Genomic DNA, 25,297 nt, shown 5'->3' with positions numbered 1-25,297 from the left:
GGAATGCAAAACATGATGAAAGGCGCGCGGGCCCATGAACAGGATGTTTCTGCCCTGCTGGGAGACCTCACGACGGTCCGTGCTTATATCGGTGCGTCGATCGCGCTTGTGGCGATGTGGACACGAAGAGTGCCCCAATATGCCCGATCGAACCGGTGGCGATGGGGCTCCGGCGGACAGCGGAGGGAACGGCGACGAGATGATCATGGAGGAGGGCAGCTGCGGAGCCTGGCAGCGCGTGCCCGAAGAGATAGCGATGCGGCTCGACGACGTGCCGGGGGCCGCGTACGAGGTGCCCGGCGAGGTGACCTGTGCGCTGCAGCAGGGCCACCCCGACAACCACATGGCGGTGTTGCAGGGATGGGGGAACGAGGAGGTCTGGCTGTCATGGTCCGCGCCGAGGACCGTCACGGCCCCCGGGTGCCGCGCCGAAGGGATGACCTGCCTGCTGCCGACCGGCCACCAGGGCCACCACTATGTGATCATGGCTGACGTGGTGGAGGACGAGGGCCCGTACTGGGTCGCTGACCGCGCCGATCTGGATACCCGGCGGGCCGGCGTCCCCGGGGGCTGACCTGACCCGGTAGCGCTCCGCGGCGGGAACGGCGGCCCGGTGGTTCCCGCCTCGGGCCGCGGCGGTTCCCAGGGTCGCCCGGTGGGCATCGGCGGTCTCCGGCCGCCGGTACCAGCGAGTTCAGGGCCGCTACTGGTGCGGGCTGAAGACGAGGACGACCTCGGCGTCGGTGACGAAGTCCGCCAACCGGGCCTCGGCCGGCACGGAGGCCAGCGCCTGGCGTAGGCCCGCGGCCGTTGTGCCCTCGGTCGCCACGACCGTGAGCCGTGCGCCGCCCTCGGCCAGGTCGGGTGCGGCCCGGAACAAGGCCGGCCGCGCCGAGACGATCGTCGTGAGGTGATCGACGATGCGGCGGATCTCGTCCGGTTCGAGGTCGGTGAAGGCGGCACGGCCCGGTTCCGGCGGTTCGATCCGCAGCCGCACGGTCACCTCCGCCGCGTCGTCGGGACCACCCTCGGACCCACCCGCGGGTCCACGCTCCGGGCGGCCCTCCGAACCGGGCGTCACGGTCACCGCGACGGCGGCCCCGTCGACCCGGCTGACGAAGATCGTGGTGTCGCCCGGGGACGTCGCGGTGTCGTCCGGGGGCGTGGGGGATGCCAGGGCGTCGGTCGGGGCCGTGGTCGGGCCTGGGGTGGATCGGGGCATCGTTACTCCTGTCCGCGGCCGAGGGATTGCTCGATCGCTGTTCACGGGACGACGCTCTCATGCGGATTTCGGCTATTACACCCCGCGAGGCGGGGAGTTTTACCCGGCGTTCGTCTTTCCCGACGGAGTGGCGGCGGAGGTCGGGCGGGTGGTCGCGGTCGACCGTCCCGGGGGAAACCGGCCCACAGGGAGACGTAAATTCCACCAGTCGGTTGCTCCATGTAAACCAGATTGCCTGAGGTGGCTGTTCTACGCCATCGGGTGTCGGCGTCATCGGGTGTCGGCGTCGGCCGGGAAGAGATCGCCGTGGCCGGGCCCACACCCGTCCACCGCGCGGATGCGGACGGGGAAAACGTGACGGACGCGCGGGTGTGAGCCGGATACCGCCGGGGTAGAGGCTGGATTATCGCGCTTGTCAGGAGCGCGTCGCGCCGTGGGAGGCAGGCCGGCCGTGCTTCCCGCCCCGCACCGTCGTCTCGGCCGACAGCGGAGCCATGGTCCCCAGCGTGAGTGTGGAAGTGACAGATCGTGACGCTGTCGTGGTGCACCCGGTAGGCGAGATCGACTACTCGTCACTGGAACCGCTGCGGGAGGCGTTGCTCGACGCCCGAATCGCCGGAGTTCGTGAGATCGTCGTCGATCTCGAGCAGGTCTCGTTCCTGGACTCGCAGGGGCTCGCCGTGATCCTCTACGCGCATCAGCGGCAGCGGTCCGCGGGCGGGCGGCTGATCCTGCGGAACCTGAACGAGAACACCTACCGGCTGCTCGCCGTGACCAATCTGACGACCGTGATCGATGTCGACCACGGTTCGACCGCCGTCCCGAACGGCACCCACTCCGGCACCGCGCGCCCGAACGGCACGCGGGCGAGCGGCGCGCGCGGGCTGGAGCGGTGGCCGGGAGTGGTGTCGCGCCGTGGCGCCTGAGCCGCTCGGCCGGGCGGGTCCGTCGCCGGATCCGTCCCGGCCGGTCCGGGCTCGGCCGACCGCGTAACGGCATCGGACCCGGACGGCGCCCGGCGGCCGACCGGGTACGCGGTGGGTACCCGGCTGACCGGGTACGGCAGGTTAGCCGCGCACCACGTGCCGGTAGGAGACGTCCGCGGCGTGCCGGCGGAAGCCGAGCCGGGTGTACAGGCGGACGGCGCGCGTGTTGTCCTCGTCCACGTAGAGCATCACCGCGGCCAGGCCGCTGTCACGCAGATGCCGCAGACCCACGATCGTCAGCGCCGCGCCCAGCCCGGCGCCCACCGCGGCCGAGGCCACGCCGACGACATAGACCTCGCCGATCGGCCCCGGCGGCCGGGATGACCGGTCCGGCGCGTCGGAGCGATCGGGAACCGGGTCCCGCGGGTGCACCTTCGTCCAGTGGAAGCCGAGCAGCGCGCCGGCCCGTTCGGCGAGGAAGAACCCGGCCGGGTCGAACCAGGGCTCCCGCTCCCGCGCACGCAGGTCGTCCAGTGTCCAGCGGCCCTGCTCGGGGTGGTCGGCGAAGGCCTCGGCGTTGACGGCGAGCCAGGCCTGCTCGTCCACACCCACCTCGAAGGCCCGGATCGTCACGTCGGCCGGGACGATCGGTCTGGGCAGATCATCCGGATCGCCGGAGCGGACCGGCGTCAGGGGCCGGCGCAGTTGCAGGAGCACCCGCTCCCGGTCGAATCCGTTACGCGCGGCCAGCGCGGTGGCCGCCGGTGTGTCCCCGTGCGCCCAGACGTTCAACGAGACCGGCGCCGGCCGCGCCGTGCGGTCCGTCGCGGACGTCGCCTCGAGGAGGGCGCGGACGAGCGCGGTGCCGACTCCCGCGCGGCGGTGGTCGGGATGGACGACCAGCTCGGCCTGGCGTTCGCCGGCCGTGCCGCCGAGTGCCGCGTAGCCGACGACCGCCGGGCCGGCGCGCGCGACCAGGTGCTCGACGCCACCGCCGACCGGGCCGGACCGGAGGGTGAGGCGGACGTCCTCGGAGACACCGCCGTTGCCGTCGGCCCGCTCGGCCGCGGCCAGCAGGTCGGTGATGGCGGCGATGTCCGCCACCTCGAGCGTGCGCAGCCAGCTCAGCGAGGTCACGAGTCGAGGTTAGTGCGTCCGGGCCGGACAATCGCCCGGCCCGGGGAGGTTCCCCGGAATGCCGATCTTCTCGGTACCGGCGTCAATGTGACGAGCGCCGGCGGGGGGCGCCGGCACCGGGACCTGAGTCCCGTCCGGTCAAGAGGAAGCCCGCGCCCGCAGGTGACCGTGAGGTTACGGCAGGCGTCAACGGGCGCCGGTCATGGCTGTCCGTGACCGCGACCGGAAGGCGCCGGCGACCGGCCGCTGGTGGCGGAAGACGCGTCCAGCCTCCGGAAGGGTCCGTCAGACGCCGAAAGGGTCCGGCGGCCGTCGTCACCGACGACCGTCGGACCCTTTCGGAACGCGCGCGATGGTGCTGGCGCGGGCCGTGCCTGTGGAGCGGGTGCCGCGGGTGTTACTGGTGCTGGATTGGTGCCGGTGGTGCGGTCAGACGCGCTCGGGGGTGCGGATGTCGTCCCGGTCGATGCGGCCGGCACCGGACTCGGGCAGCGGTGAGATCGGCGGCGCCACGAACTTGTAGCCCACGTGGCGGACGGTTCCGATCATCGCCTCGTGCTCGGGCCCGAGCTTCGCCCGCAGCCGGCGGACGTGCACGTCGACCGTGCGGGTGCCGCCGTAGTAGTCGTAGCCCCAGACCTCCTGGAGGAGCTGCGCGCGGGTGAAGACCCGGCCCGGGTGCTGCGCGAGGTACTTGAGCAGCTCGAACTCCTTGAACGTGAGCTCGAGCGGACGTCCACGCAGCTTGGCGGAGTACGTGGTCTCGTCGACCGACAGGTCGCCGGACCGGATGACTCCGGCCTCGGCCGTACCGCCGGCGGCGGCGACCCGCCCGATGGCCAGGCGCAGCCGCGCCTCGACCTCGGCGGGACCCGCGGTGTCGAGGACGACGTCGTCGACGCCCCAGTCCGCCGACACGGCGGCGAGCCCACCCTCGGTGACGAGAGCGAGCAGCGGTGTCGTGAGCCCCGTGGTGCGCAGCAGCCGGCACAGGCCCCGCGCGATCACGAGCTCACGGCGGCCGTCGACGACGATCACATCGACCGGCGGTGCGTCGAGCAGTGCGCTTGCCTCCAGCGGTGCCACCCGGACCGTGTGCGTGAGCAGGCCGAGCGACGGGAAGGACTCGGCTGACGGACCGGGGGCGTTGGTGAGCAAAAGGACGACGCTCAAGACGGCTCCTCCAGGTGCGGTGTGTGTTGGGGCAGCGTCGACCCAGCGATCCTTGTCTCCGGTGTCCCACGTTCCACGACCGTCATGGGCATGAAACGAGCACCGGTCCATGGGGAGGATAGCGGAGTGCCCTACTCCGCTCCTACTGTCTACCGACTTCTTCCCACCGCGGACGCTGAGATCCTGGCCACGGAGCTGCGTAATCGTGTTCCTGTGGTGACAGACCCGCACGCGGTCTGCGTCGTTCTCGTCCACGGGTTCTCCGGATCGATCGGGCGACCCGCGCTGCGTGCTGTAACAGCTGGATTGCGCCGGCACGGGAGTGTGCTGTCGATGGACCTTCGAGGTCACGGCAGATCGACCGGCACCTGCACTTTCGGGGACCGCGAAGTCCTCGATGTCGACGCGGCGGTGGGCGAGGCGCGCCGGCTCGGCTACCGCGAAGTGGTCACTATGGGGTGGTCCATGGGTGGTGCCGCGGTGGTGCGGCACGCGGGGCTCGCCGCCGGTGGCGAGCCGGTGCACGGGCACCGGCTCCGGCACCGTCCGGACGCGGTCGTCGCCGTCAGCGCCGCGAGCCGGTGGTTCGTCCGCGACACCGCGCCGATGCGCCGCATCCACTGGTTCGCCGAGACGGCGTCCGGACGGGCGGCGGCCCGGGTCGCCCTGGGCGTGCGCATCGCCGCGCGACCGTGGCCGGCGGTCCCGCTCTCGCCGGTCGAGCTGATCGGACGGATCGCGCCGACGCCCGTCCTGATCGTGCACGGTGACCGTGACTCGTACTTCTCCCTCGAGCACCCGCGCGCGCTCGCCGCCGCGGCCGGCCCGACCGGGCAGCTGTGGGTGGTCCCGGGCTTCGGGCACGCCGAGGCGGCCGCCACCGCGGGCCTGCTCGACCGCATCGGTGCCCATCTGCCCGACCTGCTGGCCGGCCGCCCCGAGTGGCCCGCGCGCGCGGGGCGCATCGCCGGGGAGACCTCCCCGATACTGGGCGAACCGTTCCCCCGGACTGAAATCGACGTGGACCGCGACGTGGACCGACTGACCGACGTGGACTGAAGGAGAGCCGTGGCACGCATCATGGTCAGGTACTGGGCCGCGGCCCGTGACGCGGCCGGCGTCGCCCAGGAGGAGCTCGACGCCGCCACGCTCGCGACCGCGCTGGCGGACGTCACCGAGCGCCGGGGCGAGCGGCTCGGCGCGGTACTGGCGCGGTGCGCCTTCCTCGTGGACGACGAGCCCGTGGGCAGGCGTGATCCCGGCAGTGTCACGCTGCGGGAGGGGGCGGTCGTCGAGGTGTTACCTCCGTTCGCGGGAGGCTGAGCCAGCCTCCCCCGGCACCTGGGACCGCGGGCCCGGCGCGGGGCCCGGCGCCGGGCGGTCGCGGCCGGCTGACGAACGGACACGTGCGGCCACCGTCGGGCCCTGGAATCTTCGCCGATCGACCGTGGCAGCATGGTGCGGTGCCCATGCCCGAGCCCGGTTCGCCCGGATCGCCGGAATCCGCCCGGCCGGTCGGCGCGGCACGCCCGGCCGAACCGGTCCCACCGGATCTGTCGATCGCGTCGGGTGAATCAGGTGAACAGGGCGAAGCGGCTGAAGCGGTCCCGGTTCTGTCGGGTGGGTCTGAGGCGGTGGCCGTCGGGGTGACGGTCGCGGTGCTGGCCACCGGCGCGGCGTTCGCGGCGGCCGCCGGTCCCTGGGTGCTGGCGGGCGTGCTGCTCGCGGCGCAGATCGTTCTCGGCTGGGCCTGGACGTGTTCCCTCGGCGCCTCGGCCGGAACCGTCGTCCTGGTCGCCGGCAGCGCGCTGGCCGGCGATCTCGCCGTGCTCTGGCCCGGCGACGGCGTGGCGGGCGGCCACGGCTACGACGACAACGGGATCGGCACGGTCGCCGGGGTCATCGGGGTCTCTCTCGCGGTGACGGTGCTCTACCAGCTCGCGCGGCGCGTGTACCGGCCCGGCCGCGCGGTGGCGTCCGCGGCCACCGCGGGCGCGGGAGACCCCGCCACCGGAGACCCCGCCACCGGAGCCCCCGCCACCGGCGACGCGGACCCAGCGGCGGCCCGGCCGTCCCGCGCGGCGGACCGGGTCAGCGGTGACATGGCTGCCGCGCTGGGCGGTGTCGCCGTCACCGCCTTCCTGACCGGGTTCCTGGTGCTGCGCTCGGAGGCCGCGGCCCCGAACCCCGCGGACAGCATGGTGATCGCCGGGCTGGTCGGGGTCGGGACGTCAGTGCTGGTCGGTCGACTGGTGGCCACGCTCGCCGACCTCGGTGGGGGTGTGGCCCGGGCCGTGGTCCTCGCCGGGGCGGCGGTCGGCGCCGTGGCCGGCGCGGGGGCGGGCGCGCTCTACGGCTCGCTCACCGACCTCGGGGCGGCCCGGGCAGCGGCCCTCGCCGCCGCCGGGGCTGTCGCCGCCGGCTGCGTGAGCCTCCTGCTGGGCCGGCCGGGGCCCGAAACGCCGTCGGGTGGGCCGGGGCCCGAAACGCCGTCAGCGCCCGACGCCGAACCACGAGCCGGGGTCCTCGCGCCGGGTGGCGCACTGGCCGGGGTGCTGCTGGGCGCGCTGCTCCCGATCGCGCTGGCCGCGCCCATGGTGTACCTGGTCGGCCGGCAGCTGCCCGGATGAGCCCCGGCGGCCGGCGCGGTCTGCGCATCTTCCTGATCACGATGGTCGTGGCTCTGGTTGTCGTCGGGGTGCTGGACCGGGTCGCCGCGCGCGTGGTCGCCGACCAGATCGCGACCAGGGCCCAGAACGCCGAGAACCTGGCCGAACGGCCGGACGTGTCCCTCGGCGGCTTCCCCTTCCTCACCCAGGTCGTCGCGGGCCGGTATCGCGACGTCGAGCTCGAGGTCCACGGCTACGAACAGGACGGCACGCGGGTCGACCGCGTCCACGCCGACCTGACGGGAGTGCGGCTCCCGCTCTCCGACGTCCTGCGCGGTGAGGTCGAGCGGGTTCCCGTCGACCGGGTCGACGCCGAGGTCGACCTGACCTTCAACGACCTGAACGCGTACCTGGCGAGCCAGAACTCCCAGCTGAAGGTCAGCCCGGCCGGTCAGGGGATCCAGATCGGCGGGACGGTCGACCTCCTCGGCACGCCCTACCCGGTCTCCGGGACGGCCGACATCGGTGTCGCGCCGGACGCCGTCACCTTCACCCCGCGCGAGCTGGCCCCCGATCTGGAGGCGTTGATCCCGCCGGGCCTGCTCGACACCGTCCGGTCGCTGCTCACGGTGCGGGTGCCCGTGGCCGGGCTGCCGTTCAACATGAAGCTGCGGTCCGCCACGGTGCGCGCCGACCGGCTGACGTTCGCCGCCGGCGGGGAGAACGTGCTGCTCGACGCCGACATCGCCCCGGCGGTCGCCCCCGCGCGGACGCCCGGCCTCTGACCCACGGCCGGGTGCCCTCCCGACCGCGCACCTGGGTGCGCGGGCGGGAAGGTTTCGTCGTCCCGGGGCGCTGCACCGGCCATGACCGGCGTGTGGGTCCTGCTGACGGCACTGGTGGCGGCGACCGGAGTCGGCCTGCTGACCAGGGCGAGAGACGGCAGGTTCCGGATGTCACGGGCCCGCGGTGGTCCCCGGGACGTCGGCGCGCGCCGTGGTGAGCGGCACGAGGAGCGGCACGAGGATCGGCACGAGGATCGGCACGAGGAGCGGCACGAGGAGCGGCACGGGGAACAGCACGAGGAGCGGCACGGAGGTGGCGAACATGAGGCTCGTCGGGACGCGGGCGCTGGTCCGAGCACGGGTCCGACGGCGGTGACCGGTGCCGGGCGCGGTGGACTGACGGCGGAGCTCGCCGCGTTGGGGCACGTGCCCGGCGAGGTCGCGACGCTGCTGCAGTTCTCGACGGCGTTCTGCGCCCCCTGCCGGGTCGCCCGGCGGGTGCTCGCCGACGTCGCCGCGATCGTGCCGGGGGTGCGCCACGTCGAGGTGGACGCCGAGTCGCACCTGGAACTGGTCCGCAGGCTGGGCGTGCGCCGGACGCCGACCGTGCTCGTCCTCGACGCGGCGGGTGTCGAGGCGCGCCGGGCGAGTGGCGCGCCGCCGAGCCGGGACGCGGTCCTGGCGACCCTCGCCTCGCTCGTCGAGCCGACACCTGACGGCCGGGCCGAGCGGACACCTGACGGCCGGGCCGACGCCTGAAGGTCACTCCGAAGACCATCGGAAGGAAGCCGACGGTGATTCGGTGGATCCTTTCCGTAACGCTTAACACAGACGTGACGTTCGCTGCTACCGTGGCAGGAACCATGTACAGCACTGAGCTGGTCAAGCGCCGCGCGGTCGACCTGTGCCGCGTGAGCAGCTGCTTGTGTCGCTTTTCCTGACAGCGCGTTGACGTAGGTCCGCGCCCGCGCCGGCCGGGTGTGGCAGCCCCGCCCGGCTGCCCGAGCCCGTTCGCACGTCAGGAGAAAGCAGCATGGTGGACCCACGTGGGCCGCGGTTCGCCGCGGCCGTGACCACTGTCGTACTCGCCATAACAATCATCACGGGCAGTCCGTGGCTTCTGCTCGCGCAGACCGTGGTCTTCCTGGTCGGCGCCGTCGCCGGGATCCGCAACGCCCCCTACGGACTGGTGTTCCGGTACCTCGTCCGGCCGCGGCTCGGCCCGCCCGCCGACCTGGAGGACGAGACGCCGCCACGGTTCGCCCAGGCCGTGGGTGCCGTGTTCGGCCTGGTGGGCACGGTCGGGCTGCTCGCCGGGCCGGCCGCGCTGGGCTACTCGGCGGCGGCCCTCGCCTTCGCCGCGGCCTTCCTGAACGCGGCGTTCGGCTTCTGCCTCGGGTGCCAGATCTACCTCGTCCTACGTTCCGCAACCGTGAAGGGAGCACGCACATGAGCCGTGAGAACGCGCTGGTCGACGCGACCTGGGTGGAAGCCCACAACGACGACCCCAAGGTCGTCCTCGTCGAGGTCGACGAGGACGTGTCGGCCTACGACAAGGGCCACATCCCCGGCGCCGTGCGGCTTGACTGGAAGTCCGAACTGCAGGACCCGGTGATCCGTGACTTCGTGAACAAGGAGCAGTTCGAGAAGCTCCTTTCGGAGAAGGGCATCGCCAACGACGACACCGTGGTGCTCTACGGCGGCAACAACAACTGGTTCGCCGCCTACGCCTACTGGTACTTCGTCCTCTACGGCCACGCCGAGGTCCGCCTGCTCGACGGCGGCCGCAAGAAGTGGGAGCTGGACGGCCGTGAGCTGACCATCGAGATCACCCCGCGCGCGGCGACCAAGTACTCCGCCTCGGAGGCGCGTACCGACATCCGCGCGTTCCGCGACGAGGTCATCACCGCGATCGGCGACAAGAACCTGGTGGACGTCCGTTCGCCCGACGAGTTCAGCGGCCGCCTGCTCGCCCCGGCGCACCTGCCGCAGGAGCAGTCGCAGCGGGCCGGCCACGTGCCGACCGCGAAGAACATCCCGTGGGCGCGGACCGCCAACGAGGACGGCACCTTCAAGTCGAACGCGGCTCTGGAGAAGCTGTACTCCGAGGCCGGGGTCGACCTGTCCAGGGACACCATCGCCTACTGCCGGATCGGGGAGCGTTCCGCGCACACCTGGTTCGCCCTGCACGAGCTGCTGGGTCTGGCGAACGTCAAGAACTACGACGGCTCGTGGACCGAGTACGGCTCCCTGGTGGGCGTGCCGATCGAGAAGGGTGCCTGATCATGTGTGGCGCGACCAGTGGTGGACCCTCGGTGGAAGGAATCGACGTGGCCAAGGAGACCGTGATCCAGGGCGTCGTGGTGCGGGACGGGTCGCCGGTCGCCACCGGCTACGCCCGGCTGCTCGACTCCGGTGGTGACTTCACCGCGGAGGTGCCGCTGTCGGCGACCGGCCAGTTCCGCTTCTTCGCCCGTCCCGGCGAGTGGACGGTCCGCGCGCTCGTTCCCGGCGGGAGCGGCGAGCGCAAGGTCGTCGCCCGGCAGGGCGAGCCGGTCGACACCCAGGTCGAGGTCGCGGCCTGACCTCGCCCGGCAGCGGTCGGGTCCCGGGGGGATCGTCTCTCCCGGCCCCGGCCGCCCCGGCCGGGGCGGGCCGCCGCCCCGGGTGGGGCGGGCGCGGCCACGGCGGTGGTCAGCTCGTGGCCTGGCGCGGGGCGGGAAACTCCGCGGCCGGCTCGGCACCGGCCGCGACGCCGAACGGGATGCTGGTGGGGACCGCGAAGGCCATCGGGCCCACGGTGAAGTGACGCAGGTCGTTGTCGACGGCGAAGGTCGCCGCGGCGCTGCGGTCGGGGAACGGCGCGACCACGCGACGGACCGTGTGCCGGCCCGCTCCCTCGAACTGCACCACGGCGAAGAGCATCTCGGACTCCGGCATCATGCGATCATGAAAGCGCATCCCGGTGTTGTGGTGAATGCGCGGCGTCGTGTGCTGTCAGTGGTCTGCCGTGCGCGTGCAGAAATGGCGCGCATTCCTGGTGCACGCGCGCCACGCATGTGCGAACAGGCATATACCGACGTCAGCGGGGCGGACGTCGGCAGACGAGCCTCGGCGGATGCGCGTCAGTAGACGAGTGTCAGTAGACGAGCGCCTGCACGTCGTCGGCGAGTGCCTCGCTCACGAAGACGGCTGCCCCGGCGATGCGGACCCCGGGCAGGACGTCGTCCGGGCCGATCGACCGGCGGGCGGCGCACTGCGTGCACAGGGTCACCCGGCCGGCGGCGAGAATCGCGTCGAGAAGATCGTTCAGCGGCGCGGCCTCCGGCAGCGAGAACTCCGCGGCGCGTCCCGGGAGCGCGAACCAGGCCGATTCGCCGGTGAGCCACAGGGAGACGTCCACGCCGGACGCCACGGCCACCGAGGCTACGGTGAAAGCCTGCGAGCAGCGTTCCGGGGCGTCGGCACCGGCGGTCACCTTGACGAGCAGCGAACGGGTCACCCGTCCAGTGTGCCGTGTCGGGCGGTCACGGGTGGGTGGCCGGTGGCGGGCGCGCGCCGGCCGGGCGCGGTACGGGGCAGGTGTCACGGAAAGCGCCGGAGTACGGCCTAGGCTGTGCTCCGTGCTGCATTACTTCATGAGCGGCCTGCTGGTGGCCATGGCGATGCTGATCGCCTGGTTCTCCGGCTACGCCGTCTACAAGCTGTACGGAGGCCAGCGCTGAGCGGCCGGGCGAGAGGTGGCAGACAGATGGCGGCGGACGCGACCGGCGACCGGGCGGCACGCGGCGACATCACGAGCGGCGGGGCGGCGAGCGGCGGGGCGCCCGGCGGCCCGGCCGGGAACACCGCGACGGTCGATCTGCACCCGAGCCTGCTGCCGCTGGCGTTCCTCGTCGGGACCTGGCGCGGCGAAGGCGTCGGCGGCTACGAGGGCATGGAGTCGTTCCACTACGGCCAGGAGATCACGTTCGCGGCGGACGGGCGTCCCGCGCTCGGCTACGTCTCGCACACCTGGTGGGCCGACGAGCCGCGGGACGGCCGGGAGCCCGGCAGCCCGCTGGCCACCGAGACGGGCTTCTGGCGGGTCCAGCCGCCGGCCACCGAGCCCGGCCCCGACGGGAAGGTGAACCGGAGCCCGGTCGTCGAGGTCATGCTCGCCCACCCGTTCGGCGTCGCCGAGATCTACGTCGGGACGGTCACCGGAGCCAGGATCGACCTCGACTCGAACGTCCTGATCAGGACGGCCACCGCCCGGGAGGTCACCCGGTCGGTGCGGCTGTACGGGCTGGTCGAGGGTGGCGACCTGGCGTACGCGATCGACATGGAGGCCGGCGGCAAGCCGCTGCAGTCCCACCTCTCCGCCCGCCTGCACCGGGCGACCTCGGCCTGACCAGGGCGGCGGCCCTCTCATCGCCCCGGGCCGGCGTCCTGGTGCAGTCGGCGCCACTCGCCGGGGCTCATGCCGTAGGCGGCTCGGAAGCGCCGGGCGAAGTGGCCCGGGTCGGTGAAACCCCACTGCCGCGCGATGGCGGCGATCGTGTCGCGCGGGGGGCTTCGCCGCAGGGCGTCCCGTGCGCCGTCCAGGCGTTGGCGGGCGATCCACCGTGACACGGTGAGGTCGCGTTCGGCGAAGACCATCTGCAGGTGGCGGACCGAGACGTTGTGCGCGGCGGCGATTCTGCCGGTGGTCAGGTCGGCCTCGCCGAGGTGCTGGTGAATGTAGGTGGTGGCCCGGGTGAAGAGCGAGTCGGCCAGCACCTCGCGCAGCTGGGACTCCTCGGCGGCCGAGACGATGAGCCCGCGTGTCAGCTCGATCGTGGCGGCGCCGACCATCGCCGCCGCCGCGCTGCCGTGGATCCGCCCGGCGACGGTACGCAGCCCGGCGATGTGCCGGCGGACCAGGCCGTAGAGCGGGCTGCCGGCCAGACGTGGCACCGCCCTGCGGACCACGTCGACCGGCAGGGCGAGCTGATCCAGGTCGACGAACACGGAGAAGGTATGGCCCGCGCTGCGGAGCTGGAAGTCGAACGCCGAGGTCAGCTCGACCAGCTCCAGCTCCCCCGGGGTGCTGGTCGCGGCGATCTCCCGGTGCACCAGGGCGCTCGTCCCGGCCAGCGGGATCGACAGCTAGATGCGCTCGGGGGCGATCACTTTCAGCTCTCTGGCGGTGCGCGCGATGCGGTGCCCGGAGGAGTGCATCTCCAGGACGTCCAGGGCCGGGCCGAGCTGGTGTCCCTCCAGCCGGCAGTGGATGCCACGCTGCTCGGTCACCACCTTCACCCGGGCCGGCATGTGGACCGAGCTGAGAGCGCCGTAGAACGCCTCGACCCGCTCGTCCGGCGCCAGCGCGGACGTGTCCAACAGCAGCGCCATTCCACGTCTCCTGCTCCGCGAACGAGGCCATGGGGCCACGGGGCCATCAGGCACGGGGCCACGAGACCACGAGGCCCGGCCGCCTTCTCCGTCTGACGGTGTCCGATCCGCGTACCGTCGTCAAGATTCGGTAATGATCTTTATTCGGTGGGGATAGTTCCTTCGCGTTCGTCCTACGGCTGTGCGCGATCAGCACATCGCACCGCCCCCGCCGGGGCCTAGGGTCCGAATCCAGGGCCCGCGAAGTTCGTCCCGGTGCCCCGTGCGGCCTGGGCGGGCTTCGAACGGGAGTCCACCGACGATGTGTCGCGGTTCATCGCGTCCTGAATCGCGCGCCTTTCAGTCCGTGCCGTCCGTGCCGTCCGTGCCGTCCGGGCGCGGGTTCCCGGCCGTCCGCGTTTCCGTGCCGAAGGAGTTCCAGCTATGTCCACCGGTCCCGACACCATCGTGCTGATTCATGGATTCTGGGTGACCCCGCGCAGCTGGGAGCACTGGATCACGCACTACGAGGCCAAGGGATACCGAGTGATCGCCCCGGCGTATCCGGGATTCGAGGTGGAGGTGGCGGCGCTGACCGCCGATCCGACACCGATCGAAAAGCTGGAGGTAGCCGAGATCATCACGAGCCTGGAGTCGGTGATCGACGGGCTGGCGGTGCCGCCGATCCTCATGGGGCACTCGGCTGGCGGGGCCTTCACCCAGATCCTGTTGGACCACGGCCGCGGCGCGGTCGGTGTGGCGATCAACTCCGCGCCGACCGAGGGCGTCAAGGTTGTTCCGCTGTCCCAGGTCAAGGCCGCGTTCCCAGTACTGAAGAACCCGGCGAACCGGCACCGGGCGGTCGGTCTCACCTTCGACCAGTGGAACTACGCGTTCACCAACGGTTTTTCCGAAGAGAAAGCCAGGGCCACGTATGAGCGCTACCATATCCCGGCATCTGGTCACGTTTTCTGGGGAAGCGCACTGGCTAACATCCATCCGGGTAAGGACGACAATTACGTCGACTACCGCAACGAGAAGCGCGCGCCGCTGCTGTTCATCTCCGGCAGTCAGGACCACCTGATGCCGCCGAGGATCCAGCGGTCGAACGCGGCCCACTACAGGGCCGCGGGCGTGGTGACCGACGTCAAGGAGTTCGAGGGCCCGCATCTGCTGCCGGCGAAGGACGGTTGGGAAGAGGTGGCCGACTACGCCCTGGAGTGGGCGGTCCGCCACGCCGGGACGTCCGGCGGCTGAGTTCCGCCGCGGCCTCGGGAACTGGACTTTTATTTTTCTGTTCAGGAGGTTTTTCGTGCGCCTGTCCCTGCTCCGCCCGCGCAGACCACTCGTCGTGCTCGTGGCCGCGATGCTGTGCGCGGTCGTCACCCTCAGCGCCTCGGCCGCCTCCGCGGAGGAGGCCGACGCCCGGCCGGGCGTCGCAAGACCCACGGTCGTGCTCGTGCACGGCGCCTGGGCGGACGGCTCCGGCTGGAACGCCGTGGTCGCCCGGCTGCAGCGCGACGGGTACCCGGTGCGCGTCCCGCCGAACCCGCTGCGCGGCCTGGCGGGGGACTCGGCCACCGTGGCCGCGTTCGTGTCCACGATCCCCGGCCCGGTCATCCTCGTCGGGCACTCCTACGGCGGGGCGGTGATCACCAACGCCGCCGCGGGCCTGGCGAACGTCAAGGCGCTGGTCTACGTGGACGCGTTCGCCCCCGCGAGGGGAGAGACCGTCCTGCCGCTGGCGGGAGCGGATTCCGCCCTGGCGGCGGATCCCACCACCGTCTTCGATTTCGTGCCCTACCCCGGTGCTCCCGAGGGCGACGTCGACCTGTACCTGAAGCGGGACGTCTTCCTGACCTCCTTCGCCAACGGCGTGCCTCGGGCGGACGCCTCTCTGCTGTACGCGACGCAGCGTCCGATCACTTACAGTGCCGGCAACGTCGCCTCGGGCGCCCCGGCCTACGAGACCATCCCGTCCTGGTACCTGGTCGGCACCAGGGACAAGATCATCACTCCGGCCCGGCAGCGGTTCATGGCCCGCCGGGCCAAGGCCACGACGGTGGAGGTCGGTGCCGGCCACCTGGCCATGGTCACCCATCCGGACGCGGTCGGGCGCCTCATCCAGGACGCCGCGCGTACCACCCGCTGAGTCGCCGGGACGGCAACGACCCTGCGCGTGGCCCGGAACCCGGGCGGCTTCGGCCACCCGGGTTCCGGGCCACGCGGATCGGGGGGCCGTCGGGGCGCCGGGCCGTCGGGGCGCCGGATCAGGTGGGGCGGGGGGCGGTGCCGGCGTCGGTGGCGAGCCTGGCGCGCCAGGCGCGTTCGCGCTCGATGGCGCCGGCGAAGCCGAGCGCGATGGCCGGGTCGAAGTTGTCGTCGGCGTAGGAGCCGACGCAGCCGAGGAGACGGTCGACCTCCTCGGCGCTGACCGCGGTCAGCGGGACCTGGCCGGTCAGGAAGATGTCGCCGACGCGGTCGATCGAGAAGTGCACGCCGTAGGTGCGGGCGTTCCGGCTGAGCAGGAAGCCGTAGGTGCCGGCGGCGTTCTCGGCGGGCGCGCGCATGAAGAACGCCTCGACGAGCAGCGTGTGGTCCTGGACCACGAGCCACGTCATGGTGCGCAGCTTGTGCTCGCCTTCGAGCGTGACCAGGAAGGCGCCGGTGTCGGGGTGCTCGTAGGCCACGCCGAGGTCGTCCAGCGCGGCGGTGATCAGCTTGTCGAGCCGTGCGCGTTCTGAGCCGTCGATGGGTGCCGTCATGCGCAGGGACGCTAGCCGACCGGGTCAGACGGCGACGGCCGCCGGTGAGATCGCCGCCTGGTAGCTCGCGAGGACGCCCTGCGCGGTCGCCGTCCAGCCGAAGCTCGCGGCGCGCAGGCGGGCGCCCGTCGACAGGTGCCGGCGCCACCGTTCCTCGGTGAGGATGCGTTCCAGGGCGTCGGCGTACCCGGCGGGCTCCCAGCCGTGGACGAGGACGCCGGACGTCCCGTGCGCGACGGCGGTGCGCAGGCCGCCGACCGAGGCGGCGACCACGGGGGTGCCGCAGGCCTGGGCCTCCACCGCGACCAGGCCGAAGCTCTCGCTGTGACTGGGGACGACGACTGCCGTCGCCGCGCGGTACCAGTGGGCGAGCTGCTCCTGGGGGACCGGCGGCTGGAAGCGGACGATGTCGGTGATGCCGAGCTCGGCGGCGAGCTTGACCAGGGAGTCCGGGCGTTCGAGCCCGGAGCCGCTCGGCCCGCCGACCACGACGACCGCCAGCCGGCCGCGGCGGGCGGGGTCGCGGTGGATGAGCTCGGCCGCGGCGGAGAGCAAAATGTCTGGTGCCTTGAGCGGCTGGATCCGCCCGACGAAGAGGAGGAGCTGGCAGTCGGGGTCGAGGCCGACCCGCTCACGGGCCGCCCGCGGGTCGCCGGGGCGAAAGACGTCGAGGTCGACGCCGGGGGCGACCACGTCCACCCGGCCCGGCGCCGCGCCGTAGAGCTGGGTGAGGTGGCGGCGCTCGGTCTCGGTCGAGGCGATGAGCCGCGTCGCCGCCTTGATGATCTCCTGCTCGCCCTGGACGCGTGGTTCCGGCTCGGGTCGGTCGCCGTCCGCGAGGGAGGCGTTCTTGACCCGGGCCAGGGTGTGGGAGGTGTGCACCAGGGGCACGCCCCACCGGCGGGCGGCCGACAGCCCCACCTGCCCGGACAGCCAGTAGTGCGAGTGGACGACGTCGAACCAGCCCGCGTCGTGGCCGGCCTCGGTGCGCAGGACGTCCGCCGTGAAGGCGCACAGCCAGGCGGGCAGCTCCTCGCGGCCGATGTCCTCGAACGGGCCGGCGGGCACATGCCGGACGATGACGCCGGGGGCGATCTCCAGGGCGGGTGGGAGCCGGCTGCTCACGGCCCGGGTGAAGACCTCCACCTCGGTGCCGAGCGCGGCCAGCTGCCGGGCGAGCTCGATGACGTAGACGTTCATCCCGCCCGCGTCGCCGGTGCCGGGCTGCTCCAGGGGCGACGTGTGCATCGACAGCATCGCGACCCGCGAGGGTGGCTTCGGCCGGACGGATTCGGGACGTTCCGGCGGCGCGCCTGGGACCAGATGCACCAACCACCTCCACACGCAGATCTACCTGACGACCGGCGCCAGAGCGGTTCAACACCGGGCGGTGGCCGTCCTATGCCCGCCCGGCACACTTGGTACGAGCTTGTATGTGCCCGGACCAGGTCGTTGCCATCCGACCGACCTTGTATGACAGGGTGCGTCGCGGTCGAGTCCTTCGAGGGGGTGTGAGGGGTGTGACAGTCGCGCGACGGCCGCCCAGGCTGGCGGCGGGGCGGGCGCGGGCCCTCGGTCTGCCCACCCGCGGCACGACGGCACCGAACCGGTTGCGCCGCGTCGACAGGTGGCTGACCTCGGCCGCCGGGCCGGTGCTGCGGCACGCGGCGGACCCGCTCGTGGTCGACCTCGGGTTCGGGTCGACACCGGTCACCACCGTCGAGATGTACGACCGGCTGCGGCCGGTGCGGCCCCACCTGCGGGTGGTCGGGCTCGAACTGGACTCGGAGCGGGTGGCCGCGGCGGTGCCGGCCGCCCGGCCGCCGGGTCTCGCCTTCGCCCGCGGCGGCTTCGAGCTCGCCGGCCTGCGCCCGGTGGTGGTGCGGGCGATAAACGTGCTGCGCCAGTACGACGAGGCGGCGGTCGGCGCGGCGTGGGCGGCGATGGCCGGACGTCTCCAGCCCGGCGGGCTGCTGGTCGAGGGGACCTGCGACGAGATCGGCCGGCGGGCGTGCTGGTTCACCGTCCCGCCCGCCGGGGTGCCGCGGACGCTGACCCTCGCGGCGCACCTGCCGAGCCTGGTCCGCCCGTCCGACCTGGCACCGCGGCTGCCGAAGACACTGATCGCCCGCAACGTGCCCGGTGAGGACGTCCACGAGCTGCTCGCCGCGTTCGACCTGGCCTGGGAACGGGCGGCCCCGCGTGGTCCGTTCGGGCCACGCCAGCGCTGGATCGGTGCCGTCGAGCTGCTGCGGCAGGACGGCTGGTCGGTGCTGGACGGCCCGCGCCGGTGGCGCCTCGGCGAGCTCACCGTCGCCTGGCCACCCCGCGCGGGGCGTTCCAGCTGACAGTAACGAGACCAGGGTGGGGCTCTCGGGGGGAAGGTCCGTTTGCCAGACGTCAACGGCCTGCGATGCGATGGAGGGCGTGGCGGAGTTGGTCGTACTCGGGTTCGACAGCAGGCGCCAGGCCGAGCAGGTCTGGGAGCTGGGTCGGCGGCTGTCCCGGCAGCGGCTGGTCGACCTGGCGGACCGGGCGGTCGCGTGGCGCGAGGACAGCGGCGCGGTGCACGTGCGGCACGGCGCGCGGCGGATCAGATCGGCGGCCGTGGGCGGCGCGGCGTGTGGGGCCACCGTCGGCGCCATCTTCCTGGCGCCGGTCGTGGGCCTGGCGATCGGCGCCGGCGGCGGGGCGCTCGCCGGCCGGCTCATGATGGCCCAGGTGATGGACACCGCCATGATCCGGCGGATCGCCGGCCACCTGCAGCCCGGCCGGGCGGCGGTGTTCGTGCTGGTCCGTGAGTCCCGGCCGGGGGCGATCGAGGCGTTGCGCGAGCACCGTCCGATGGTGATCAAGACCTCGCTGCCCCGGGAGCGGGAAGCGGCACTGGCCCGAGCCCTGCGCTTTCAGCCGGGCCTGGCCTGAGCCGCCGGGCCCGGTCTGAGCCGTAGGGGCCCTTGCGTCGGTCTGACCTGCGGGGCCGGGCGCGCCGGCCTGCGCCCATCTCGCCGTTTGGTTTCTTTCTCGCCATTTCGGGGGTCGAAGTCGGCGGATTTCGGCCTGAGAGGGCGAGAAGGAAACTAAACGGCGAGCAGGATGTCGGACAGGGCAGGCGTTTTGTCCTATAGGTGGCTATTTTTCCTGGCGATGTCGCAGGTCGCGGCGGGCCGCACGCTCCCGGGCACGCCGGGGTACACCTGAGGTGTCAGGCGCCCGGGCGGCGGGTGGGAGCGATCTTGTCGAGGACGGCGAGGTCGTCCGCGCGGGGCTGCCACTGGCCGGCCGCGGCGTTCGTTCGGACCTGCGCCGCGCTCGTCGCCCCGGCGATCACGGAGGCGACCGCGGGCTGGGCGGCCAGGCCGCCGATCGCGACGTCCAGCAGCGAGCGGTCGCGCTCCCGGGCGAAGGTCTCCAGGGTCTCCACCCGGTCGAACAGGTCGTCGGTGAGCTCGTCCTGGCGGCCCGCCATCCGGGTGCCGGCCGGCGGTGCCTCGTCGCGCAGGTACTTGCCGCTCAGGATGCCGTTCTCCAGCGGGAAGTAGGGGATGACCCCGATCCCGTACTTGAGGGCGGCCGGCACCAGCTCGGCCTCGACCTCCCGGACCAGCAGGTTGTAGTGGTTCTGGGCCGAGATGAACCGGGTGGTGCCGGAGGCACGGGCCGTCCACTCGGCGTCGGAGACCTGCCAGGCGTCCAGGTTGCACGAGCCGACGTAGCGGACCTTGCCCTCCTGGACGAGCTCGCCGAGCGCCTCCAGCGTCTCCTCGACGGGGGTGAAGGCATCCAGGTTGTGCAGCTGGTACAGGTCGATGTAGTCGGTCTGCAGCCGGCTCAACGACCCCTCGACCGCCTTGCGGATGTAGCGGCGGGAGGCGCGCGCGTTGAAGTCCTGGCCGTACATGCCGCCCATGTCGTTGCCGACCTTGGTGGCGAGGACGACGTCGTCGCGCCGGCCGCGGAGCACGTGTCCCAGCAGGGTCTCCGAGCCGCCCTTGTTCCCGTAGGTGTCGGCGGTGTCGAAGAAGTTGATCCCGGAGTCGAGGGCGGCCTCGACGACGGCACGGGTGCCGGCCAGGTCGACCCTGGACCCGAAGTTGTTGCATCCCAGCCCGACGACGGAGACCATCAGGCCCGAAGATCCCAGGGGGCGATAACGCATGCCCTTAATAGAACACGCGCACCACGAACCGCCAGCAGCCAGGGGCCGGGGTTCGTGGTGCGCGCGGTCGTTGTATTGATGTGCGTTGTTCTGTCGTTTTTAGTTCGGTGTCGCGGCGTTGCCGACGGCGCGGCCCGTGGCGGCGGCCGCCCGGCGGGTGGAGGTGCGCGCGGCCCGGGTCTGGCTGACGGCCGTCTTCGTCTGCTTCACCGCCTGCTCCGTCGCGGGGCTGCGGCGGATACCGGCGACACGCTTCTCGCCCCGGCTGGCGAAGGAGTTGTAGAGCTGGGTCGCCCGGCCCTGCAGGTCGGAGATCTGCGACCCGACGGTCACCGGAAGCGCCAGGACGGCCGAACCGACCTGGACGGGGACCCGGGCCGCCTGGGCCGGGATCTGGCTGACCCGGTCCGAGATGCGCCGGACCTCCGTCCCGTAGGCCGCGGGAAGGGTCAGGAGCTTCTCGACCGCGAGATCGGCGGCGCCGACCGACGCGTACAGGGGCTTGCGAACGTCGGAGCCCGCCGCGGGCGTCGCGCTCTTCGTCTTCGTGTCGGTGCGGGCGGTAGCCATGCGATCTCCTAGTGATCTCCGCTGGTTGTGATGGTGTTGGGTCAGGTGTTTGTCGGCCCCGCGGGCGGGGTCCGGGCCGTGGTGGCCTCGCCGGCACCGTCCTCCGGTGCCGCCGGGGCGCTCTTCGCACTGCTGCTACGCGGGCCGCGCCGGGCGTCCCCCGACTTGCGGGTCGCCGCGCGCCGCGGCGTGGACGTCGGCTCGCCCGGCGTGGTGGCGGTCCTGCGCCGGGGCGCGGCGGGCCTGGTCCGCCCGGCGGTCCCCGACCCGTCCCCGCTCGGGGCCTTCCCGTCCAGGGTGGTCCCGCCCGGAGTGGACGGCGCGGCCTCGGCCGCCGAGCCCGCCGCGGAACCGGTCTCGGCCCCGGCCCCGGTCTCGGTCGGAGCGTCGGCCGCGGCGCCGTCATCATCAACGGCGCCAGCGCCAGCGCCGGTCTTGTCGCCGGCCCCGGCCGGGCCACGCACGCCGGGGGTCAGCCCGGCGAGCGCGTTCTCCCGACGGAACGCGTCGTAGATGTCGACGATGACCTGCTTCTGGCGTTCGGTCAGCGTCTCGTCGGTGTGCACGGCGGCCAGCAGGTCCTCGCCGCCCTCGCGTTCCTCGAGGATGCCGGCCTGGACGTAGAGGACCTCCGCCGAGATGCGCAGGGCCTTGGCGATCTGCTGCAGGATCTCGGCCGAGGGCCGGCGCAGGCCGCGCTCGATCTGGCTGAGGTAGGGGTTGCTGACCCCCGCCTGGCGAGCGAGCTGGCGCAGCGAGATCTGCGCGCCACGCCGCTGCTCGCGGATGAAATCGCCGACATCCCGCACATGGATAGCCGCCACCGCCGTCGTCGACCTCCACAGGACAACCGTCAAGAGGAGGTCGACGATACGGGCTGATGCTAGCTGTGGCAAGCGGGCAGTTAGCGCAGTTGGCCCATTCGGTGCGCCGCGGTCAGCTTCCCTGCTCGGCCTGTGCCAGCCAGGCGCGCTGGGTCGCCAGCGCGTTCTCGGTCTCGGTGATCTCGCGGGCCCGGCCGGCGGCGCGGGCGCGCTCCAGCTTCGCCTCGAGCTTCGCGACCGACTCGCGCAGCTTCGTCAGGAAGGGGGACTCGGCGATGTCGCGGCGGTCCCAACGGGCGTCGGAGGCGTCGCGCAGCTTGTCGCCGATGGCGTTGAGCTGGCGTTCCAGGCTGCCGACGGCCTCGCGGGGCACCCGGCCGACCGCGTCCCAGCGCTCCTGGATCTCCCGGTACCGGCGCAGTGACCGCTCGACGTCGACCGGATCGAGCGCGGCGGCCTCGACGAGCAGCTCCTCCTTGCGCGCCTGGTTGGCGAGCAGCTCCGCGTCGCGCTCGGCGTTGACGGCGTTGCGCCGGCTGAAGAAGCCGTCCTGCGCGGCCCGGAACCGGGCCCACAGCTCGTCGTCGACGTCCTTGGCGGCCCGGCCGGCGGCCTTCCACTCGACCATCATCGCGCGGTACCGCGCGGTCGTCGGGCCCCAGTCGGTGGAGTCCGACAGCACCACGGCCTCGGCGATGATCGCCTCCTTGCGCTCGCGGGAGCGCGTGCGCTGGGTGTCGAGCGCGGCGAAGTGCGAGGTGCGGCGGCGGGTGAACTCGTCGCGGGCCGCGGCGATCCGCCGCCACAGCGCCGAGTCGGTCCGCTTGTCGACGCCGGTGATCGCGCGGAAGTCGTCGCCGATGGTCCGGAAACGCTCGCTCGTCACCTTCCACTCGGAGCTGCGGGCGAGCTGCTCGGCCTCGGTGACCAGCTCCTCCTTGGCGGTGACGGCGGCGGCGACCCGGCGGGCCCGCTCGGCGGCGAGCTCCGTGCGGCGGGTGTCCGTCGCGGTCAGGACGGCGTCGAGCCGGGCGGCCAGGGCGTCGACGTCGCCGACGACCGCGGCCTGGGCCAGCCCCTCCCGCAGCCGGCGCGCGCTGCCGGCGATGCCGCCGGGGTCGACGCCGCTCACGGTCAGCCGCCGCTCCAGCAGCACCACCTCGGCGAGCAGGTCGTCGTACCGGCGGCGGAAGTGGGCCAGGCCCTCCTCCGGGCTGCCCGCGCGCCACGAACCGACCGCGCGCTCGCCGTCGGCGGTGCGCAGGTACACGGTGCCGTCGGCATCCACCCGGCCCCAGTCGGCGCCGCTTTCGTCCCGCCCGCTGGAAGGTCCGTCCCCGTCATGGTGGTGGGCGGGCCCACCAGGTCCGGTGCCGTGGCGGCCGCTGTCATCGCGGTCGCCGTCGCTGCGGTCACTCATCGCGTTCCCGAAGATCGACATCAAGATGCCTGTCATTGTTGCAGGCATCCGGCCGGAAGGGGACCGCTGACGGCTATCGAATGAAGAAGGAGGTTCGCCGAACCTGCCCGCGCGGGTGTCACGGCCGGGCGTGTCGGTGGGCGTCGGCCGCCGGGACGTCGCCGGGATTCGGCCGGGATGTCGCGGTCGCGGGCGCCTGGCGGTGTGACCGGGCGGCGCGAGCGTCGTCACCACGGGGCGGCTCCGTCCGGTGTGTCATCAGGCGTCGGCCGGAAAAGACCTCGGGCGTTCATCTTTTTCCGCCCCCCGGTGTGTGCGGACCGGTCGCCGTCGGGCCAAGATGCGTAACCGTGGCGCAGGGGACGAGAGCCGGACGGGACGGCTGGCGGGCGGCCGCGCTGTTGACGCCGGCCTTTGTCGGGCTGTGCGTGTTCGTCATCGGCCCGGCGCTCGTGTCGGCCTTCGTCGCCGGCACCGACAAGAACCTCACCGGTCCGGACTTCCACTGGGTCGGGACGGCGAACCTGCGCGAGGCGCTGGCGGACCCCGATCTCGGGCAGGCCGTCCGCAACACGCTCGTCTACTGCCTGTTGACGGTCATTCCGTCCGTTCTGTTCGGCCTGTTGCTGGCGCTGGCGGCCGAACGGGTGACCCGCGGCCGGGCGGCCGTCCGATTCGCGTTGTTCCTGCCGGCCAGCGCGAACATCGTGGCGATGGCCGTGGTCTTCGAGTACATCTTCGACAGCAGCCCCGAGGGGCTGGCCAACACGCTCGTCGGATTCGTCGGCATCGACCCGGTGAACTGGCTCGGGGACCGCGCCACGGCGCTCCCGGTCGTCGCGCTGGTCGGTGGCTGGCGGCTGACCAGTTTCGTCTTCGTGGTCTATCTGGCCGGCCTGACCGCGATTCCGCGCTCGGTGTACGAGGCGGCCGACGTGGACGGCGTGCGCGGGCTCGCCCGGCTGCGCCACGTCACGCTGCCGCTGCTGGCCCCGACGACGGTGTTCCTGGGCGTGTTCGTCACCGTCCTGACGCTGCAGACGTTCGAGACGGTCGCGGTGCTCACCGAGGGTGGCCCGCTGGACTCCAGCACGACGATCATCTACTACATCTACAAGGTCGGTTTCACCGGTTCGTTCCGGATCGGCTACGCCTCCATGATCGCCCTGTTGCTGCTGGTCGCGGTGGTGCTCGTCGGCGCGGCCGGAGCGCTGCTGGGCCGGCGCGTCCGGGTGGCCAGGCAGCTCGACGGCGTGGGCGAGCCGGGCGCGCGGGGCGCTGTCGCCGAAGGAGGCCGGTCATGACCAGCGAGGCGGCGCGCCCGCGGCATCGCGCCGGAGCCGGCCAGGCGTCCGGCCGGGCCGGCGGACGCGGCCAAACCCACGGTCCGAAGCGTCCGGCCGGAGCGTCGCGGGGCGCCGTGCCGCGCTGGTCGTCGCTGTCGGCGGTGGGCCGGTTCGGGTTCCTCGCGGTCGGGATCACCGCCGCGCTGCTGCCGTTCCTCTGGATGCTGCGCACCGCCCTCGGGCCGCCGCAGAACGCCCTGCGGCTCTCGGCGAACCCGATCCCGTCCTCGGTGGGGTTCGGGGCGTTCGAGAACGCCTGGCAGGCGGGTGACCTCGGCCCCGCGCTGCTGACCGGGATCGGCGTGAGCCTCGCCGTCCTGGCGCTGCAGCTGCTCACCGGGATCCCGGCGGCGTACGCGTTCGCCTGGGTGCCGTTCCGGGGGCGCGGGCCGCTGTTCGCCGTCGTGCTGGCCACCCTGCTCGTCCCGCCGCAGGTGACCGCCGTGCCGAACTACGTGACGATCTCGGCGCTCGGGTTCGCCGACACCCGGGTCGGCCTGGTGCTGCCGTTCATGACACAGGCCGCCGCGATCTTCCTGCTCCGTCAGTACATGACGACGATCCCGGTGTCGGTGCTGGAGGCCGCGCGGATGGACGGCCTGGGGACGCTGCGCACCTTGCGCACCGTCGTCGTCCCGCTGAGCATGCCCGCGATCGCCACGGTCAGCGTCTTCAGCTTCCTGCTCTCCTTCAACGAGTACCTGTGGCCGCTGCTGGTCGCCCGCTCGCCGGACATCGCGACGCCGCCGCTCGCGCTCGCCGGGCTCGCCACCAGGACCTCGGCGTTCCCCGACTTCACCCAGCTCGCCGCCGGCTCGCTGATCATCAGCCTGCCCACCCTCGTCGTGTTCGTCGTTGCTCAGCGCCGCCTGACGGCCGGCATCACCGGAACCGGGCTCGCGACATGACCGCCGAGCGGCCGAACCGGCGAACCACCGACCGGCCGAACCGGCGAACCGGCGACCGGCCGAACGCCCCCGGGCCGACCGGCCGAGGCTCCCGAGAG

Annotated in this window: 31 protein-coding genes; 18 read left to right on the top strand and 13 right to left on the bottom strand. The window is 72.7% G+C overall.

What is annotated here, in order from left to right; all coding sequences use genetic code 11:
• Positions 1 to 199 precede the first annotated feature (199 nt).
• A complete protein-coding gene (locus B056_RS0128590; RefSeq protein ID WP_018505267.1) occupies positions 200 to 574 on the top strand; it encodes a hypothetical protein in 375 nt (124 codons plus the stop codon).
• Between the two features lie 129 nt (positions 575 to 703).
• On the opposite strand, the gene B056_RS0128585 is transcribed toward B056_RS0128590, so the two are convergent.
• Positions 704 to 1,222 carry a hypothetical protein gene (locus tag B056_RS0128585; protein ID WP_018505266.1) on the bottom strand — a complete coding sequence of 173 codons (519 nt, stop codon included), beginning with the start codon at positions 1,220 to 1,222 and terminating at the stop codon, positions 704 to 706.
• A gap of 506 nt (positions 1,223 to 1,728) precedes the next feature.
• On the opposite strand from B056_RS0128585, the gene B056_RS38345 reads away from it, so the two are divergent.
• Positions 1,729 to 2,148, top strand: a complete 420-nt coding sequence (locus B056_RS38345; protein ID WP_407672431.1) for an STAS domain-containing protein — start codon at positions 1,729 to 1,731, stop codon at positions 2,146 to 2,148.
• Between the two features lie 141 nt (positions 2,149 to 2,289).
• On the opposite strand, the gene mshD is transcribed toward B056_RS38345, so the two are convergent.
• Entirely contained in the window at positions 2,290 to 3,285 is a 996-nt protein-coding gene (gene mshD / locus B056_RS0128575) for a mycothiol synthase (RefSeq protein ID WP_018505264.1), read from the bottom strand.
• A gap of 429 nt (positions 3,286 to 3,714) precedes the next feature.
• Positions 3,715 to 4,458, bottom strand: a complete 744-nt coding sequence (locus B056_RS0128570; protein WP_026240246.1) for a response regulator transcription factor — start codon at positions 4,456 to 4,458, stop codon at positions 3,715 to 3,717.
• 84 nt (positions 4,459 to 4,542) lie between these two features.
• Between B056_RS0128570 and B056_RS0128565 the strand changes: the two genes are divergently transcribed.
• From B056_RS0128565 to B056_RS0128530, 9 genes are all read left to right on the top strand, one after another.
• Positions 4,543 to 5,517 carry an alpha/beta hydrolase gene (locus B056_RS0128565; protein WP_326828252.1) on the top strand — a complete coding sequence of 325 codons (975 nt, stop codon included), beginning with the start codon at positions 4,543 to 4,545 and terminating at the stop codon, positions 5,515 to 5,517.
• A gap of 9 nt (positions 5,518 to 5,526) precedes the next feature.
• Entirely contained in the window at positions 5,527 to 5,781 is a 255-nt protein-coding gene (locus B056_RS0128560) for a MoaD/ThiS family protein (RefSeq protein WP_020572758.1), read from the top strand.
• 311 nt (positions 5,782 to 6,092) lie between these two features.
• Entirely contained in the window at positions 6,093 to 7,088 is a 996-nt protein-coding gene (locus B056_RS0128555; RefSeq protein ID WP_230203233.1) for a hypothetical protein, read from the top strand.
• On the top strand, positions 7,085 to 7,852 hold the full coding sequence (locus B056_RS0128550) for an LmeA family phospholipid-binding protein (protein WP_018505259.1): 768 nt from the start codon (positions 7,085 to 7,087) through the stop codon (positions 7,850 to 7,852). The genes B056_RS0128555 and B056_RS0128550 overlap by 4 nt, the downstream gene beginning before the upstream one ends.
• Positions 7,853 to 7,933: 81 nt before the next feature.
• Complete coding sequence (locus B056_RS44905) at positions 7,934 to 8,611, top strand: thioredoxin family protein (protein WP_026240245.1); 678 nt, start codon at positions 7,934 to 7,936, stop codon at positions 8,609 to 8,611.
• Positions 8,612 to 8,715: 104 nt separating this feature from the next.
• Positions 8,716 to 8,793: an Ms5788A family Cys-rich leader peptide gene (locus tag B056_RS46245; protein ID WP_407672432.1), complete on the top strand. Its 78-nt coding sequence runs from the start codon at positions 8,716 to 8,718 to the stop codon at positions 8,791 to 8,793.
• A 92-nt stretch (positions 8,794 to 8,885) separates the two neighbouring features.
• Positions 8,886 to 9,305, top strand: coding sequence for a DUF4395 domain-containing protein (locus tag B056_RS0128540; RefSeq protein WP_018505256.1), 420 nt, complete (start codon positions 8,886 to 8,888; stop codon positions 9,303 to 9,305).
• Entirely contained in the window at positions 9,302 to 10,135 is an 834-nt protein-coding gene (locus B056_RS0128535; RefSeq protein ID WP_018505255.1) for a sulfurtransferase, read from the top strand. The genes B056_RS0128540 and B056_RS0128535 overlap by 4 nt, the downstream gene beginning before the upstream one ends.
• Before the next feature lie 2 nt (positions 10,136 to 10,137).
• A complete protein-coding gene (locus tag B056_RS0128530) occupies positions 10,138 to 10,437 on the top strand; it encodes a DUF1416 domain-containing protein (protein ID WP_026240244.1) in 300 nt (99 codons plus the stop codon).
• A 109-nt stretch (positions 10,438 to 10,546) separates the two neighbouring features.
• Here B056_RS0128530 and B056_RS0128525 read toward each other — a convergent pair whose 3' ends face one another.
• Together B056_RS0128525 and B056_RS0128520 are read right to left on the bottom strand one after the other, a co-directional pair.
• Positions 10,547 to 10,795, bottom strand: a complete 249-nt coding sequence (locus B056_RS0128525; protein WP_018505253.1) for a hypothetical protein — start codon at positions 10,793 to 10,795, stop codon at positions 10,547 to 10,549.
• A gap of 196 nt (positions 10,796 to 10,991) precedes the next feature.
• Positions 10,992 to 11,354 carry a DsrE family protein gene (locus B056_RS0128520; RefSeq protein WP_018505252.1) on the bottom strand — a complete coding sequence of 121 codons (363 nt, stop codon included), beginning with the start codon at positions 11,352 to 11,354 and terminating at the stop codon, positions 10,992 to 10,994.
• A 249-nt stretch (positions 11,355 to 11,603) separates the two neighbouring features.
• On the opposite strand from B056_RS0128520, the gene B056_RS0128510 reads away from it, so the two are divergent.
• Entirely contained in the window at positions 11,604 to 12,245 is a 642-nt protein-coding gene (locus B056_RS0128510; protein ID WP_018505250.1) for a nitrobindin family protein, read from the top strand.
• Between the two features lie 17 nt (positions 12,246 to 12,262).
• Here B056_RS0128510 and B056_RS38335 read toward each other — a convergent pair whose 3' ends face one another.
• On the bottom strand, positions 12,263 to 12,949 hold the full coding sequence (locus B056_RS38335) for a helix-turn-helix domain-containing protein (protein ID WP_018505249.1): 687 nt from the start codon (positions 12,947 to 12,949) through the stop codon (positions 12,263 to 12,265).
• A 33-nt stretch (positions 12,950 to 12,982) separates the two neighbouring features.
• A complete protein-coding gene (locus B056_RS39770) occupies positions 12,983 to 13,228 on the bottom strand; it encodes a hypothetical protein (RefSeq protein WP_018505248.1) in 246 nt (81 codons plus the stop codon).
• A 423-nt stretch (positions 13,229 to 13,651) separates the two neighbouring features.
• Here B056_RS39770 and B056_RS0128495 point away from each other — a divergent pair, with 423 nt between their 5' ends.
• Together B056_RS0128495 and B056_RS0128490 are read left to right on the top strand one after the other, a co-directional pair.
• Entirely contained in the window at positions 13,652 to 14,464 is an 813-nt protein-coding gene (locus B056_RS0128495) for an alpha/beta hydrolase (RefSeq protein WP_018505247.1), read from the top strand.
• 55 nt (positions 14,465 to 14,519) lie between these two features.
• Positions 14,520 to 15,359: an alpha/beta fold hydrolase gene (locus B056_RS0128490; protein WP_018505246.1), complete on the top strand. Its 840-nt coding sequence runs from the start codon at positions 14,520 to 14,522 to the stop codon at positions 15,357 to 15,359.
• Between the two features lie 118 nt (positions 15,360 to 15,477).
• Here the strand turns inward: B056_RS0128490 and B056_RS0128485 are convergent, their stop codons facing one another.
• Together B056_RS0128485 and mshA are read right to left on the bottom strand one after the other, a co-directional pair.
• Positions 15,478 to 15,972, bottom strand: a complete 495-nt coding sequence (locus B056_RS0128485; protein ID WP_018505245.1) for a type III secretion system chaperone family protein — start codon at positions 15,970 to 15,972, stop codon at positions 15,478 to 15,480.
• A 24-nt stretch (positions 15,973 to 15,996) separates the two neighbouring features.
• Positions 15,997 to 17,301: a D-inositol-3-phosphate glycosyltransferase gene (mshA, locus tag B056_RS0128480; RefSeq protein WP_018505244.1), complete on the bottom strand. Its 1,305-nt coding sequence runs from the start codon at positions 17,299 to 17,301 to the stop codon at positions 15,997 to 15,999.
• A gap of 191 nt (positions 17,302 to 17,492) precedes the next feature.
• Here mshA and B056_RS0128475 point away from each other — a divergent pair, with 191 nt between their 5' ends.
• Both B056_RS0128475 and B056_RS0128470 read left to right on the top strand, forming a co-directional pair.
• Positions 17,493 to 18,320 (top strand): hypothetical protein, encoded by an 828-nt coding sequence (locus tag B056_RS0128475; RefSeq protein WP_026240243.1) that lies wholly within the window; start codon positions 17,493 to 17,495, stop codon positions 18,318 to 18,320.
• Positions 18,321 to 18,390: 70 nt separating this feature from the next.
• Positions 18,391 to 18,897 carry a DUF1269 domain-containing protein gene (locus tag B056_RS0128470; protein WP_018505242.1) on the top strand — a complete coding sequence of 169 codons (507 nt, stop codon included), beginning with the start codon at positions 18,391 to 18,393 and terminating at the stop codon, positions 18,895 to 18,897.
• 280 nt (positions 18,898 to 19,177) lie between these two features.
• Here B056_RS0128470 and B056_RS0128465 read toward each other — a convergent pair whose 3' ends face one another.
• From B056_RS0128465 to B056_RS0128450, 4 genes are all read right to left on the bottom strand, one after another.
• A complete protein-coding gene (locus tag B056_RS0128465) occupies positions 19,178 to 20,131 on the bottom strand; it encodes an aldo/keto reductase (RefSeq protein WP_026240242.1) in 954 nt (317 codons plus the stop codon).
• A 99-nt stretch (positions 20,132 to 20,230) separates the two neighbouring features.
• Positions 20,231 to 20,701 (bottom strand): hypothetical protein, encoded by a 471-nt coding sequence (locus tag B056_RS0128460; RefSeq protein ID WP_018505240.1) that lies wholly within the window; start codon positions 20,699 to 20,701, stop codon positions 20,231 to 20,233.
• Between the two features lie 41 nt (positions 20,702 to 20,742).
• The gene (locus B056_RS38325; RefSeq protein ID WP_035753037.1) at positions 20,743 to 21,525 is read right to left on the bottom strand and encodes a helix-turn-helix domain-containing protein; all 783 of its coding nucleotides are present in this window, start codon (positions 21,523 to 21,525) and stop codon (positions 20,743 to 20,745) included.
• A 112-nt stretch (positions 21,526 to 21,637) separates the two neighbouring features.
• A complete protein-coding gene (locus B056_RS0128450) occupies positions 21,638 to 22,981 on the bottom strand; it encodes a DUF349 domain-containing protein (RefSeq protein WP_230203232.1) in 1,344 nt (447 codons plus the stop codon).
• 314 nt (positions 22,982 to 23,295) lie between these two features.
• Between B056_RS0128450 and B056_RS0128445 the strand changes: the two genes are divergently transcribed.
• Positions 23,296 to 24,249, top strand: a complete 954-nt coding sequence (locus B056_RS0128445; RefSeq protein WP_020572757.1) for a carbohydrate ABC transporter permease — start codon at positions 23,296 to 23,298, stop codon at positions 24,247 to 24,249.
• Positions 24,246 to 25,199 carry a carbohydrate ABC transporter permease gene (locus B056_RS0128440; protein ID WP_018505236.1) on the top strand — a complete coding sequence of 318 codons (954 nt, stop codon included), beginning with the start codon at positions 24,246 to 24,248 and terminating at the stop codon, positions 25,197 to 25,199. The genes B056_RS0128445 and B056_RS0128440 overlap by 4 nt, the downstream gene beginning before the upstream one ends.
• Positions 25,200 to 25,297: the final 98 nt, after the last annotated feature.

The organism is Parafrankia discariae (assembly GCF_000373365.1).
GTDB lineage: Bacteria > Actinomycetota > Actinomycetes > Frankiales > Frankiaceae > Parafrankia > Parafrankia discariae.
This window is presented reverse-complemented; position numbering and strand designations above follow the sequence as displayed.